The following is a 15,124-nucleotide window of genomic DNA, read 5'->3' on the forward strand; positions in this document are numbered from 1 at the left end:
CAGGGCGTTGCGCTCGGCGTTCGCCTACGCTCACGCCTTGATGGTGGCGGGCGCGATCGTCGTGGCCGTCTCCATCGAGCTGCGCATCAGCCACGCCGACACCGACCCCTCGGTGGTGCTGACCACCGTGGGTGGACCGCTGATCTACCTGGCCGGCAACATCCTGTTCCTGCGCTCGCGCACCGGCGCGGTGGCCCGCGCCCGCTACGTGGCCGCCACGGCGCTGGTCGTCGTCGGCGCCCTCGGCCTGGTGCTCGGCCACGCGGTTCCCTCCCTGGCCATCGGAGTGGCCACCGTCGCGGTCATGACCACACTGGCCGTGATCACCCAACTCACCCCACAACAAACATCCCCCACCACGGCGGGGTGAACCGCGCCTTCCGGTACAGCGGACAGCGCTCCCCGCCCACCGGACGATCTCGCCGAACACTCCGCTTCCTCGTTCGGCGAGATCGTCCATTGACGTGATGCCGATCACTGTCTACCGTACTGTCGAAGCGCTTCGAAGAATGGAAGCTCGTTCGGTACGGATGAGAACAGCGCATGCCAACGACCGCCGACGCCGCCCGACGCAGCCGGATCCCGACCCACACTCCGCCCCCTGTGATCGGCGACGAGCGGTCCACCTCGGAGAGCGCGGGCGAGCACCCCGATCTCACCCCTCGCGAACCGGGGCACCGACCACCCGGTACGGCGGGAACGCCCCACCGACCTGTCGGTGGCGTTACCACCGTCGAGCTTCCGCTGTGCAGCGACGCGAACGTGCCCGCGGCCTCCGGGTCCGCCGGATCCGTCGGGGGCGGTGCGCTCCGGCGCGCCCGCTGCGACGCACGGGCCGGGGGCGCTCCACCCCCGGAGCACGCCAGGCACGTCACGGGACCGGAAGAAGGTGGCAGCGGTGCGATTACTTCTCCGCATCGTCGAATCGCTTCGACAACCTCGTTCCAGACTACGCCGAATCCACCACACGTCGGAACACCGACGAGCGGAAGGCCCCACGAAGCTCCGCCGCCGGAACCGACCGCGCTCCCGTGCGACGGCACGGACCGTCACGGCCGGAATGGCTCTGACCCTGGTCACGAGCGGATGCGCCGGCGGGGTGAGTTCCCGCCCACCGGACGTGGTCGTCGAACTCGACCACTACACCAGCGCCGAGGCCAGTAGGCAGTTCCGCTCCGTGCTCGACCGGTGCGCCGAACGGTTCGGACTGCGGATCCGCAGGCAGAACGTTCCGGTGGACCAGCTGATGCCCAAAGTCCTCCGGGACGCCACCGCTCACTCACTTCCGGACCTGCTGTTCGTCGACAACCCGGACCTCAAGACGGTGGCCGAGACCGGGGCGCTCACCGAGCTCGGTCAGTACGGCCTCAGCGGGGAGGGCTACTTCCCCGGCATCGTCGAGGCCGGTAAGTACCGGGGAGAACTGTACGGGCTGGCCCCCGGGGTGAACGGACTCGCCCTGTTCTACAACCGCACCGTGTTCGAGCGGGCGGGACTCGAACCGCCGGAGACCTGGCGGGAGCTGCGCGCGACGGCCGAAGCGCTCACCAACGGCTCCACCCACGGGATCGCGTTCTCGGCCATCGCCTCCGAGGAGGGCGCATGGCAGTTCGAACCCTTCCTGTGGAGCAACGGCGGCGAGCTGGACGAACTGGACTCGCGGAAGTCGGTCGAGGCACTGCGGTTCTGGTCCGGCCTGGTCGAGGACGGCCTGGCGTCCAGATCGGTGGTCAACTGGAACCAGAACGACGTCATCGACCGCTTCACCAGCGGACACGCCACCATGATGATCAACGGGTCGTGGGCGCTGTCCTCGCTGGATGAGTCGGGGACCGACTACGGGATCGTCCCGCTTCCGACGCCGAGCACCGGCACCCCACCGGTGGTGCCGCTGGGCGGGGAGATCGGCGCGATCCCGGAGACCACTCCGGAGCGACAGCGCGACGCGGCACGCGTGCTGGGCTGCTTGCTCGAACGGGACAACATGCTGGACTGGACGACCGACCACGCCTACGTGCCCGCCCGCACGAATGTGGCCGAGCAGTACGCCCGCGAGCGTCCCGTCATGGAACCGTTCGTCGAGGAAGTGGCGACAGGCCGAGCCCGCACCGCCGAACTGGGCCCGCGCTACCGCGAGGTCTCGCAGGCGTTGGCCGACGCGATCCAGGCGACGATCGCGGGGTCGACCAGCCCCCGACAGGCACTGCGGCGAGCCGCGCGTGTCGCGGAGACCGCGGACTGACATCGACACTGTCGAGTGGGTGGTTGCCATGACGACGAAACCGGAACCGGTGAACGGCACCGCACCGGTACGACGCGTTCGGAGCGGTACGAGTGGTGGTCGGCAACGTCTGGTCCAGTGGACCTTCGTCCTGCCGATGGTGGTCTTCCTGCTGCTGTTCTTCTGCTACCCGGTGCTGCGGAACCTGACGATGAGTTTCCAGGAGTGGACCGTGGCCTCGTTCTACGAGGGCGGTTCTCCCTTCGTGGGGCTGGACAACTACGTCGAGCTGGTCACCGATCCGATCTTCGGCACCGCCGTGCTCAACACCGTCCTGTTCACGGTGGGATCGCTGGCGCCGCAGTTCGCGATCGGGCTGGGGCTGGCGGTGTTCTTCCAGCGGCGCTTTCCACTCAGTGGAGCGCTGCGCGGACTGCTGCTGCTGCCTTGGTTGTTGCCGCTGGTGGTTTCCGGCGCGGTGTTCCGCTGGATCTACGACGAGGGGTTCGGGGCGCTCAACCAGTTGCTGCTGGGGCTGCACCTGATCTCGGACCCGGTCCCGTGGTTGTCGAGCACGCGGTACGCGCTGCTCTCGGCGATCATAGCCAACGTCTGGGTGGGCGTTCCCTTCAACCTGGTCATCCTCCACAGCGGACTGCAGGCCGTGCCGGGGTCACTCTACGAGGCGGCCGCCCTGGACGGCGCCGGCCCGTGGCAGCGCTTCCGGCACATCACCCTGCCGCTGCTGCGCCCCGTGATCGCCATCGTGCTGATGCTGGGGCTGATCTACACGCTCAAGGTGTTCGACGTGATCATGATTCTCACCGGCGGTGGCCCCGCCAACGCCAGCGAGACGCTGACCACCTGGTCGTTCGCGCTCTCGTTCGAGGAGTTCGACTTCGGGCAGGGGGCTGCGGTGGGCAACATCCTCATCGTGATCGCGCTCGTGTTCGCGCTGTTCTACCTGCGGTCCATCCGGGACACCTTCCGCTCACGAGGAGGACGGGGATGAGTACCACCCAACGTGTGATCAACACGCTCGTCGGGATCGTCCTGGTGCTCGTCTTCCTCGCACCGGTCTACTGGATGATCAATGTGTCGTTGCAGAGCAGTGAGGCGCTGCTGCGGACGCCCCCGGTGTGGTTCCCCTTCGACCCCACTTGGAGCGGCTACGCCGAGGCCCTGCGCACACAGGGTTCGCACCTGCTCACCAGCCTGGTGATCGCGCTGGGCACGGTGTTGTTCACCCTGCTGGTGAGCGCGCCGGCCGCTTACGCCCTCGCCAGGTTCCGGCTGCGCGGCACGCTGGCCCTGGTGCTGGTCGTGCTGCTGGTGCAGATGGTGCCCGGCATCGTGATGGCCAACTCCCTCTACCCGGTGTTCAGCCAGCTCGGACTGCTGGACAGCTATGCCGGCATGATACTGGCCGACTCGACGCTGACCGTCCCGTTCGCGGTTCTGATCCTGCGCACCTTCATGAGCGGGGTGCCCGGCGAGCTGATCGAGGCGGCCCGGGTGGACGGCTGTGGCCAGTGGCGCGCCTTCGGATCGGTGGTGCTGCCGGTGTGCCGCAACGCGCTGATCACGGCCGGACTGTTCAGCTTCCTGTTCGCCTGGGCCGACTTCCTGTTCGCGGTCAGCTTCACCACGGGCAACACCATCCAGCCGATCACCGTCGGCATCTACCGCTTCGTCGGCAACCAGACCACCAACTGGAACGGCGTCATGGCCACCGCCGTGCTCGCGTCGATCCCGGCCGCTTTCCTGCTGCTCACCGCGCAACGGTACGTGGCGGCGGGCATCACCGGGGGCGGTGTGAAGGAATGAGGCCACGGCGGTCACCGGTCACGAGGGAGCCGCACCGCCCGGTGACCCGTTCCCGACACCGGTTTCGGGACGACGTGCGCTCTTCCCGCGACGTGGGCCGGACGGCCCCGACCATCCACCGCGACAGGAGGAAGGATCATGCGAGGTGCCCGCGAGGACGACGGTGCCCTGGAATGGACGAGCGGCCAGGAGATCGTGCGGATCGAACCGTGGGGCGCGGACAGTCTGCGGATACGCGCCGGGTTCGCTCCCCTGCTCGACGACCTGCCGAGCGCGCTCGGGGAGCGGCCCGACTCGGGCGGGTCCCCGGTGATCGACATCGGGGACCATCTCGCCCGGATCACGCACGGTGCGCTGTGCGCCGAGGTCGATCCGGAGGGGATGCTGCGTTTCGTCGACGCCGACGGTGCGGAGCTGCTGGCCGAGCGGCCCGCGCACTTCTGGTGGCCCGGACCGAGGCTGTACGGCTCCGGGACGGGTCACAGCCGGCGCATGGAGCAGTGCTTCCGGGCCTACGAGGGGGAACGGATCTACGGGCTCGGGCAGCACACGCACGGGCTGCTCGACCAGAAGGGAACCGTACTGGACCTGGTCCAGCGAAACGCCGAGGTCTCCATCCCCTTCCTGTTGTCGAGCAGGGGGTACGGCTTCCTGTGGAACAACCCGGCGGTGGGCCGGGTCGAGTTCGCCCACAACGGGACCCGGTGGGTCGCCGACAGCACCAGGCAGCTCGACTACTGGGTCACCACGGGCGGAACACCGGCCGAACTGCTGGGGCACTACGCCGAGGCCACCGGGCACCCGCCGATGCTCCCCGAATGGGCGGCGGGGTTCTGGCAGAGCAAGCTGCGGTACCGCTCCCAGGAGGAACTGCTGGAAGTGGTCCGGGAGTACCGGCGCCGCGAGCTGCCGTTGTCGGTGATCGTCTCCGACTTCTTCCACTGGACCCATCTCGGTGACTGGAGGTTCGACCCCGTCGAGTACCCGGACCCGGCCGCGATGATGCGTGAGCTGGACGCGGCCGGAGTTCGGCTGATGGTCTCGATCTGGCCCTCGGTCAACCCGCTCAGCGAGAACTTCGAACGGATGAGCCGGGAGGGGATGCTGGTCGGGACCGAGGCCGGTGTGCCGTACCACGCGCCGTGGCGAGACAAGGGCTTCGACGTCGCCATGCCCGTGGCCTTCTACGACCCCACGAACCCCCGGGCTCGCCGGTTCGTCTGGGACAGGGCCAGGGAGAACTACTACGACCTGGGGGTCCGGGTGTGGTGGTTGGACGCTTGCGAGCCGGAGGTCCTGCCCGGAACCCCGGAGAACCTGCGGTTCGAGGAAGGACCCGGCCAGGAGGTCTTCAACCTGTACCCGCTGCGCCACGCGCAGGGCTTCCACGACGGTATGCGGGCCGAGGGCGAGACCGAGGTCGTGTCGCTGTGCCGCTCCGCGTGGGCGGGGAGCCAGCGCTACGGCGCGGCCCTGTGGTCCGGCGACATCGACGCAACGTTCGAGTCGCTGCGGGCGCAGGTGCGCGCCGGGCTGAACGTCGCGCTGTCCGGGATTCCCTGGTGGACCACGGACATCGGCGGGTTCCACGGCGGGGATCCCGATTCGGAGTACTTCCGGGAGCTGGTGGTGCGCTGGTTCCAGTACGGGGTCTTCTGCCCGTTGTTCCGGCTGCACGGCAATCGCGATCCCCGCATGCCGCTGGGGCCCGAGATGACCGGTGGCCCCAACGAGGTGTGGTCGTTCGGGCAGCGGGCCTACGAACTGATCCGGGAGATGCTGTTCCTGCGGGAACGGCTCCGGCCCTACCTCATGGAACAGATGCGCGTGGCCCACGAACGCGGTCTGCCTCCGATGCGGCCGCTGTTCGTCGACCATCCCGACGACGAACGCGCGTGGGAGGTGGACGACGAGTTCCTGTTGGGGCCGGACGTGCTCGTCGCCCCGGTGACCGAGTACGGCGCCCGGGAGCGCTCGGTTCACCTCCCTGGCGACAGCCGGTGGACCGGTGCCTGGGACGGGCGAATGTTCGAGGGCGGGACCACGACCACGGTTCCGGCACCGCTGGAGAGCGTCCCGGTGTTCCTCCGGGAGGGCACGACAGTGGACCTGGGCCGATGACCCCCGTCGTGGGAGTCGCTCGTCCGGCGGGGTGAGGTACGCGTGGTTCCGCGCCGTGCCACGGTGCGGAACCACGTGGACGGTAGCTCCCGGCCCCGCGCTGTGGTGACCTCGCCCTACCGGCGTCGGAGCGTCACGGTGACGCTCCGAAACCGGTTCGGGTGGCGCCGAATCCCGTGGGCACCACCGGAACGCGCTCGGTACCGACGGGGCGGTCACCCCCGCACGGCGTCCGGACGCAGCCACTCGCGTACCGCGATGAGCAGGTTGCTGATTCCCCTGGGAAGCGCCGCCTCCGGGGCGGGGGAGTCGTTCGGTGAGTGGTTCGAGACCGTGCCGGGTGGCAATTCACCCGTCGCCAGCGGTTCGAGGTCCCGCTCGGAGAAGCGGGCCGGGGCGGCACCGCCGAAGTGCCGAAGGGACTGAGCCGACTTCGGCGCTTCGACTTCTCGCTACTGCTCGCCCTCAACGCCGACGCCCGCCGCGGTTACGCCGAGCTGGCGCGCGAGACCGGGCTCGGCGAGACCGCGGTGTGAAGACGGCTGAGTCGGATGCTCCGGCACCGGGAGCTGTGCTTGCGGTGCGACCTCGCCCACGATCCGGCCGGTTGACCCGTCATCGTCACTTACCGGTTGAACGTTCCCGCCGGTGAGTTGGAGAACCTCGCCGGGATCACCGCCGCATGCTCTCCGGCGGGCCCAGGTAGCTGTACTCGACTCCGCCGGTGTCGACCACGATCCGCTGCACCACCACCGTGGGATCGACCATCCAGATCCTGAGGGTGTGCCTGCCCGCCTTCCGGATGGTGTGCGAGGTGGTGGTCCGGTTGACGTTGTCGGAAGTGTTGCGCTGCCACTGCCTGTTCATGGCGGTGGCGTCGGCACCGGTGGCCGCGATGACGTCGACGGTCCGGGGGTTCTCGTCGTCGAAGGAGATCGCGTACCGCAGTCCCGGTGTGGGGAGAACGTCGTTTCGCGGGGACAGGTACACCGTGACCTCGACCTTCCCGGTGGTGAACAGGGTGAGGTCGTACTCCAGCCGGGGACTCGCCCGTCCGGGACGCCGGGAGGGCGCGGTGACCGGGAAGGGTTCCATCCCGGATCCGGCGCTTCCGATGTCGGGCACGCACCGCCAGCCCGCGTCCCGGGCGGGAATAGCACGACTGTGGTGCTCCGCTTCGATGGCCACGTACCCACCTGCCTCGACGAATCCGTGCCCCCATCCGCCACGCAGCCGTGGGTTGTCGACGACGGCCCGCAGCTCGACGCTGGTCCCCTCCGAACCGGAGACGGTGATCGGCACACGGCTCGTCCCACGCGGGGCTCGTTTCCAGTCGACCCGCAGTCCGACGCGTACCTGGTCGGTCACCCTTCCCCGCCCGGAGTCGGGAACCAACCACGCGACCCCGGACTCGATGGTGTAGTCGAACGGTTCGGTCCCCCGGTTGAACACCTCGACGTACTGCGCGGGGACGGTCTGGTACGGGCTGAACCTCGGCAGCACGGGTGTGCCTTCCGCGCGGGGCCACCACGAGCCTGAGCCATCGATCGCCACTCCCATCTCGGCGGTGGCGGGGAGTTCGATCCGGCGTACGGGCGGGTAGATGGCGTCGGGAAGGGCCCGCTGGTCGCGCTGCGGCTGCTGCCAGGGAGCATCGGGGCCGTAGCGCCGCACGTCGCCGTAACCGATCTTCGGCTGCGTCTGAAAGCCCTTCCACTTCCCGCCTACCAGCTCGTCGTTGTAGTAATCCGACATCGCCTGGTCGTCGGCGAACCGCGCTTCGGCCACATCGGCCAGTCGGTTCGTGCGGGCCCGCCCCTGCTCGGCGTAGTGGATGTTGGTGAACTCCGCCTCGCGGAGTTCGTACAGATTGGCGGTCGCCTTCACCCGGTACAGCACGAGCTGGTAGTAGGCGTCGCGGTCCGAGGCCGGTAACCGGTCGCGGACGCGCTCGGCCTCCTCGGCCAGGCGCCTCCACTCCTCGGTGACTCGCTCGATCTCACGGTAGTTGGTCAGGCTGAAGGGGGTGGCCTCGTCGTCGTAGACGACCGCCGAAGGGTCGTTCGCGAGATCCCCTTCGGGATCGATCGTGATGCGCCGGTTCAACAGTTCGGGTTTGCGGCGGGCCTGCAGGGCGGCGTAACCGTGCAGCACGTCCGCGATGGGGCCGGCCTGATCAGGACCGAAGTTGAGTTCGACGAACCCGCGCTCCCACTCCGGGAGGCGGTGCGACGGCCAGCGTTCCGGATTCCACGCGTAGTCCAGGAAGAACTGCAGCGGACGTTCCATTCCCTTGAAGTCGCCCACGTTGACCACCCACAGTCGGTCCACTCCGTAGCTGTAGGCCTGGTTGAGCTGGTCCCAGATATTGGGCAGCGGACTGGTGTCGACCCACTTGTAGTTGCGACCGAGCCCGACGTAGTCGTAATGGTAGTAGAGCCCGTAACCGCCCTCGCGTTCCGGCAGCTCCGGGTCGGGGAGCTTTCGGATGTTTCCCCAGTTGTCGTCGGTGATCACGACGGTGACGTCGTCCGGTGGTCGCAGTCCCTTGTCCCAGTAGCGCTGCACCTCCTTGTACAGGGTCCACACCTGTGGGATCTCGGCGAGGTCGGCGCCGCCCTCCTGTCGGAGGATACGGCGCTGGCTGTCGACGATGCGGCTCATCAGATCCATGGAGTCGCCGTCTCCCAGCGCGAAGTCGCCGTTTCCACGCATTCCGAGCGTGACGACTCCCTCGAATCCCCGCTCGGCCTTCCGGCGAATCCCCTCGGTCCAGTAGGACTCGATCGCGGCGCGGTTGCGGCGGAAGCTCCACTCCCCCGTTCCGCCGTAGGGGTCGTGCCCCGGTTCGACGATGTTTCCATCGTCGTCGCGTTCGGCGGGAACCGCGTGACGGTTCCACTCCTCTATTCCGCGCATCATGGGTTCGTTGTGAGCGGTCCCCAGGACGATTCCGTACTTTCTCGCCGTCTCCAGATTGCGTGGATCGTCCTCGGCGAACGCCTTTCCCCACATGGCGGGCCACAGGTAGTTGGCCCTGAGCCGCAGCATGGTCTCGAAAACCCTGGCGTAGAACTCGTGGTTGAATCCACCGGGATGCCCCGGCGCCTTTCCCGGACCGAAGTGGTTGGGCACCCACCGGGCGAGGGCGGGCGCCTCGTCGTTGATGAACAAGCCCCGGTACTTGACCGCCGGTGGCCCCTGAGTGTGCCTGCCCGGAAGCGCGTACAGCCGGTCGTGTCGCCGCGGCGGGACATCGTCGAACCAGTACCAGGGGGAAACGCCGATCCGCGCGGAGACGTCGTAGCAGCCGTAGATCGTTCCGCGCTGATCGCTCCCGACGATCACCAGAGCGCGCCTCACCCCTTGGAAGGGATTTTCCACCAGCTGCACGAGGGAGGTCTCCCACTGTCCGGCGACATCGGTCACGTCGAGTTCGCGCTGGTTCACCAGACGGTCGATCAGTCGGCTACGTCCGATCGTCCCGATCAGGATCACGTGGTCGTGTCCGGCGATCGAGTCGTGCTCGAGGTCCGGTTCGACGTCCGCCACGGCGCGCAGGTCCCCGCGGAGGTCGTCGACGGCGCGGCGCACTCCCTCGAAGTCCGAGGAGTCGACGACCAGCGGCGCCGCCCTCCCGTGGTCCACCAGCGGAAATCCACCGGGAACGGGCCGCGTGGCTATGTATTCCCCCCTTTGGGGGGAATCAGCACCGGCCGTTTTCGACGATGCGGAAAGCAGTGCGATTCCCGTGGCCGCGGCACCGGAAGTTCTCAGAAACGTTCTCCTGCCGTACTCGGGCATTCTTCCTCCTGCTGTGTTGGGAAACGATCGCCCCGTGCTCACCCGCGAGTCCACGACCGGGGAATGCGCGGAAAGCGACGGTGGCGAGCGGTTCCGCGCTCCCCATCGGATGGAATCGTTCCTCCAGGGGTTACGCGATCGATCCGGGACATCCGAGCGCGATTTTCGGCCGCGCATCGAGTTCCCGCGGTGTTCACGGCGACGCGACCGTCTCCGACGAGACGGAATTAGTTCATCGGCTATCCGAAACAGTGCTCGGCGAGACTCGCAACACCGACATGGACAGTCAACACTTTCACGATCAAGAAGCGAACAACATAGCCCGAACGTCGCATCGGAGGCCACCACCGGAAGGGAAGCTCCCGAACGGGGGACGACGGTGCGGCTCCACCACGGGGGCGCCTCCCCGGAGTCCCACGAGGGGCCGCGTGCCACCGTCGAATCCGGAACCGGTGAAGACCCCGATCCACGAGCGGTTCCACACCCCGCGGCGGCGCACCGGAGCGAGGTGGGACTCCCGGCACCACAGCGCCCGGCAACCGGGGTCCCCTACTCGAAAGTCGTGAGAAAACTGCTCACCGCGGCTTCGGCCGCCCCCAGTAGATGTCCCTGCTCTCCCAGCTGAGCGGGCGCCAACTCCACCGGCAGCTCGGGCAGTCCGCGCAGGCGGTCGAGCGAGTCGTGCAGTTCCCGCTCGGCGTGACGCAGCACGGGACGCAGCAGCCCACCGAGCAGGATCAGCTTCGGGTCGAAGATGTTGACCAGGTTGGCCAGTCCGGTGGCCACCGGAGCACAGAGGAACCGGAACGCCTCGAGGGCCTCGGCTTCCGCGCGTTCGGCCCGTTCGAAAAGGTGCTCCAGTTCGGCCTGCCTGTCCGGTGGGTCCACCACACCGACTTGTCGCAACAGGGCGTCGGCACCGATCTCGGTCTCCCAGCACCCGCGGGCGCCGCAGTGGCACGCTCTGCCGCCGGGGTTGGTGATCATGTGCCCCACCTCGCCCGCGTAACCGGTACTGCCGGTGAGCAGCTGGTCGTGGGCCACGACTCCGGCACCGACGCCGACACCGGCCGAGACGTACACGAGGTCGGCCCGGTCCCTGCCCGCGCCGCGCCGGTGCTCGGCGAGCGCCGCCAGCCGCGCCTCGTTACCGACCACCACGGGGACGCTGAGCCCGGCGAGGTCACACAACCGCTCCCCCAGCCCGAGATCGCGCCAGCCGAGGTTGGGAGCGCGGGTGACCAGCCCGTCCTCGGCCCGCACGAGTCCGGGCACCGCCACCCCCACGGCGATGGGACCGGCATCGGCCGTCCCCGCCCACTCGCGGAGCAGGCGAGCCAGCTGCTCCAGGCTGGCGGTGGGATCACCCGGAACGTGCTCGTGCTGGGTGGTCATCTCCTCGAGGACGTTGCCACCCAGCCCCACCCTGCCGATGCGGACGGTGTCCACGTCGAGGGCCACGGCCAGCACGTAGGCGCGTTCGTCGCGCGGCGAGACGATCAGCGGGGGCCGCCCCCTGCTGGGCTGCGGCTGGCTCGAGCCGCTCTCCGTCGTCAGCCCGCGCTCGGTCAGCTCCCCGACCAGGTCGGCGATGGCGCTGCGGGTCAGCCCGGTCACCTCACCGAGCCGGACCCGGCTGGTGGGTCCCTGCAGGTGCAGGTGGCGCAGCAGCGCCCGGAGATTGTGACGCCGCAGGCTGGCCGGATCGCGGCCCTGTGCGGTCGATGTGGTCACGGGGTCCTCGCTTCGGGGATCGCTGCTCTGTTCATCGGAGTTCTCCGTTCGGTTCGCCGGCTCCGCACTCGGAACCTCCCACAGGTTCTCGCCCGGAGGACGAGGACCCGGGTGGGCACCGCAACACGTCGGAGCCGACGCACGGGAAGTCGGGGCGACGGCCCCACGGCAGCACGGGGCACGCGACGGGGCCTGGGCGCCTGGCAGCACCACCCCGCCGAGCGCGGTGGAAAGGCACCCGCCAGTCAACGTCGCACCGCTGTGCGGCACCAACAGGTGTGGGGGTTGACACATCGCTCATTTTGTTTTTACCTCTTACAAATCATATTTCTAGGTCGGGGGTGAACGCTCGATGAGCACGGTGGGCCGGCGGGGACGCGGCGAACGAACGGCGTGCCCGGCGGTGCCGGTTCGCCGCGGACCGGACCGCTCGGCACCGGTGCTGATGGCCCGTCTCGTGGCACCGCCGCCGCCCGGTCACGCGTACGAACCGAACTCACCGGTCGCCCCGGTACCTGCGAGCCCCATCCCCGTACGACCGTTCCGGTCCCCGACCGGAGCTGATCCCGACCGACGGGATCGGAAACGTCCTACACCGAGTTGACGGAGATTCCGGATGAGACGACGACCCACACGTCTCCTGATGACTCTCGGGCTCTGCGTGACCTGCGCCCTGTCCACGGCGCCGGCACTGGCCCAGGAGAGACCAGAAGAGACCCCCGTGTACCTCGACCAGAACTACTCGGCCCGGGAACGCGCCGCCGATCTGGTCTCACGGATGACGCCCTCCGAGAAGGCGTCGCAGCTGATCAGCAGTCAGGCACCGGCCATCCCACGACTGGGGGTACGCGCCTACGGCTGGTGGAACGAGGCAGCGCACGGCGTCGCCCGGGAGCAGTACAACGACGACGGCAACCCCGAGATACTGACCAACACCACCTCGTACCCGGTCAGCCTGTCCATGGGCTCCACCTGGAACCCCGATCTGATGTACCGGGTGGGGCAGGCGACCTCCAGCGAGGCGCGGGAGGTCGTGCGCGACAACAGCCTCGACCTCAACTTCTACTCACCGACGATCAACCTGAGCCGCGATCCGAGGTGGGGCCGCAACGACGAGACCTTCAGCGAGGACCCCGGCCTGACCGCGGCCATGGCCTCGCAGTACGTCAACGGCATGGAGGGCAAGGACAAGCAGGGCAACCTGCTGCCCTCCTCGGAGGGCTACCTCAAGACCAGCACCACCATCAAGCACTTCGCGGCGAACAACAGCGAGTTCAACCGCCTCACCGGCACGTCGAACATGGACGAACGGACGCTGCACGAGTACTACACGGCTCCGTTCAGGGAAGTGATCCGTAACAGCTCGCCCGGTTCGATCATGAGCGCCTACAACCGGGTCAACGGGGTTCCCGCCTCGGCCAGCGTCGGCCTGCTGGACACCCTGGCCCGCAAGACCTTCGGGTTCGACGGGTTCTTCACGTCCGACTGCGACTCGGTCTACGAGATCCAGCACGGTCACGACTGGAAGCCGGAGGGCGAGGAGGAACCGCTCGACCACGTCGAGCGCAACGCCTACGCCAACGCGGCCGGTGTGGACCTCAACTGCAACCAGGGCTACCACGACGAGCACCACTTCGGGAACACGCTGCCCGAGGCGGCCGACGAGAAGATCCAGACCCACAACGGCGTCTACACCGAGAACTTCATGGACGCCTCGCTGATCCGGATGTTCACGGTGCGGATCAAGCTCGGCGAGTTCGACGACGCCGAGCAGGTGCCCTGGGTGCGACGCGCCCGCGAACGCGTACCCGAAGGCAGCTGGGAGAACTCCGAGTCCAACAACGCGGTGACCCAGACACCACAACGGCTGGACCTGGCCCGCGAGGCGGCCTCCGAGTCCATCGTGCTGCTGCGCAACCAGCCCTCCGAGGACGGCGGCGAGCTGCTGCCGCTGCGGATTCCCGAGTCCGGGGCCTACCGCCTCGCCGTGGTCGGTGACCACGCCAATCCGGAACAGATGTACCTGGGTGGCTACTCCAGCGACCAGGGTCCCTCCGGCAGGGCCAACAGCGTCAACGGTTACGAAGGGCTCAAGAAGGCCGTCGAGGAGATCAACCCCAAGGCGGTCGTGGACTACCTCCCCGGAACGAAGCCGGGAACCGAGCACCAGCTCAACCGGAACTCGGTGCGTGTCTCCGCCGACTACGACGCGGTGGTCGTCTACGGCGGCACGGACGAGACCACCGCCAAGGAGGACGAGGACCGGGAGTCGCTGCGACTGCCCCAGCCACAGACGAAGCTGATCAACGAGGTCGCCGCGAACAACCCCAACACGGTGGTCTACCTGGAGACCATCGGAGCGGTCGACGTGAGCAGCTTCGCCTCCGACGTGTCGGCGATGCTGTGGAGCTCCTACAACGGGCAGCGCAAGGGCGAAGCGCTGGCCGACGTGCTGCTGGGCGAGAGCAACCCGAGCGGGCACCTGCCGTTCACCTGGTACCGCGACGAGTCCCAGCTGCCCTCGATCGGTGACTACTCGATCAGGCCCGCGGACTCGCGGCCGGGTCGGACCTACATGTACTTCGACGGGCCCGCGGCCTACCCGTTCGGCCACGGTCTCGGCTACACCGACTTCGAGTACGGTGACCTCCGGATCGAGCGCGACCACGTCAACGTCAACGGCACGGTGCGCGCGAGCGCACGGGTCACCAACACCGGCGGGGCCGCCGGCTCCGACGTGGTGCAGCTCTACGCGGCCTCGTCGAAGGCGGACCGGGCCGATCGCCCGGACGAGCGGCTCGTCGGTTTCGAGAAGGTCTCGCTGCGGCCCGACGAGACCAAGCGGGTCGAGTTCACGGTGCCGGTGCGCGACCTCGCACTGTTCGACCAGAGCCGGGATCGTTACGAGATCGGCGAGGGCGATTACGAGTTCCGGCTGGGGCACTCGAGCTCGGACGTCGCCGACAGCGAACGGGTGACGGTGCACGGCAAGCTGCGCCCGGCTCCCGAGAACGTCAGCACCACGCCGCGGGCGGCCGGTGACGAGGAGCGCGGGATCACGATCCGCAGGATCTTCGACCGCGACACCGTGATCCGGCCGCGCACGACGGTTTCGCTCAACGACGGCACGCTCGTCGGGCACGTCGCGGACGAGCGGGACAAGCCCCTGCCTCCCGGAATGCGGGTGCACTACCGCAGCAACCGACCGGGGGTCGTGTCGGTGGATCCGCACGGGGTGATCCGCACCCGTGATTCCGGGGTCGCCACGGTTACCGCGACCGTGCGCTATCGCGGTCACACCGAGTCGACGGAGTTCGTCGTCAAGGTTCGGTGACCGCGGCGGGGAGCCGGCCTCGCCCGGCTCCCCGCTTCCTCCCCCGAGCAGTGGACGGCAGGGCCGTCCCGTGAAAGGAGCAG

Annotated in this window: 9 protein-coding genes; 7 read left to right on the plus strand and 2 right to left on the minus strand. The window is 68.4% G+C overall.

Going from position 1 to position 15,124, the window contains the following annotated elements; translation table 11 throughout:
• From BLQ75_RS07130 to BLQ75_RS07155, 6 genes are all read left to right on the plus strand, one after another.
• A partial coding sequence (locus BLQ75_RS07130; RefSeq protein WP_139182939.1) for a low temperature requirement protein A occupies positions 1-370 on the plus strand: 370 nt, incomplete at its 5' end.
• A 690-nt stretch (positions 371-1,060) separates the two neighbouring features.
• Positions 1,061-2,242 (plus strand): sugar ABC transporter substrate-binding protein, encoded by a 1,182-nt coding sequence (locus tag BLQ75_RS07135; RefSeq protein ID WP_170837376.1) that lies wholly within the window; start codon positions 1,061-1,063, stop codon positions 2,240-2,242.
• A gap of 28 nt (positions 2,243-2,270) precedes the next feature.
• Complete coding sequence (locus tag BLQ75_RS07140; protein WP_092599765.1) at positions 2,271-3,233, plus strand: carbohydrate ABC transporter permease; 963 nt, start codon at positions 2,271-2,273, stop codon at positions 3,231-3,233.
• Positions 3,230-4,048: a carbohydrate ABC transporter permease gene (locus BLQ75_RS07145; RefSeq protein ID WP_092599768.1), complete on the plus strand. Its 819-nt coding sequence runs from the start codon at positions 3,230-3,232 to the stop codon at positions 4,046-4,048. The genes BLQ75_RS07140 and BLQ75_RS07145 overlap by 4 nt, the downstream gene beginning before the upstream one ends.
• Before the next feature lie 138 nt (positions 4,049-4,186).
• The gene (locus BLQ75_RS07150; RefSeq protein ID WP_092599770.1) at positions 4,187-6,169 is read left to right on the plus strand and encodes a glycoside hydrolase family 31 protein; all 1,983 of its coding nucleotides are present in this window, start codon (positions 4,187-4,189) and stop codon (positions 6,167-6,169) included.
• Positions 6,170-6,489: 320 nt separating this feature from the next.
• Positions 6,490-6,705, plus strand: a complete 216-nt coding sequence (locus BLQ75_RS07155; protein ID WP_092599773.1) for an AsnC family protein — start codon at positions 6,490-6,492, stop codon at positions 6,703-6,705.
• Positions 6,706-6,841: 136 nt separating this feature from the next.
• On the opposite strand, the gene BLQ75_RS07160 is transcribed toward BLQ75_RS07155, so the two are convergent.
• On the minus strand, positions 6,842-9,973 hold the full coding sequence (locus BLQ75_RS07160) for a glycosyl hydrolase 115 family protein (protein ID WP_092599776.1): 3,132 nt from the start codon (positions 9,971-9,973) through the stop codon (positions 6,842-6,844).
• A gap of 549 nt (positions 9,974-10,522) precedes the next feature.
• Positions 10,523-11,707, minus strand: coding sequence for an ROK family protein (locus BLQ75_RS07165; RefSeq protein WP_092599779.1), 1,185 nt, complete (start codon positions 11,705-11,707; stop codon positions 10,523-10,525).
• A gap of 616 nt (positions 11,708-12,323) precedes the next feature.
• Here BLQ75_RS07165 and BLQ75_RS07170 point away from each other — a divergent pair.
• A complete protein-coding gene (locus tag BLQ75_RS07170) occupies positions 12,324-15,041 on the plus strand; it encodes a glycoside hydrolase family 3 C-terminal domain-containing protein (protein WP_092599782.1) in 2,718 nt (905 codons plus the stop codon).
• Positions 15,042-15,124: the final 83 nt, after the last annotated feature.

Origin of the sequence: Actinopolyspora xinjiangensis (assembly GCF_900104475.1) — a bacterium.
GTDB classification, from domain to species: Bacteria; Actinomycetota; Actinomycetes; order Mycobacteriales; family Pseudonocardiaceae; genus Actinopolyspora; species Actinopolyspora xinjiangensis.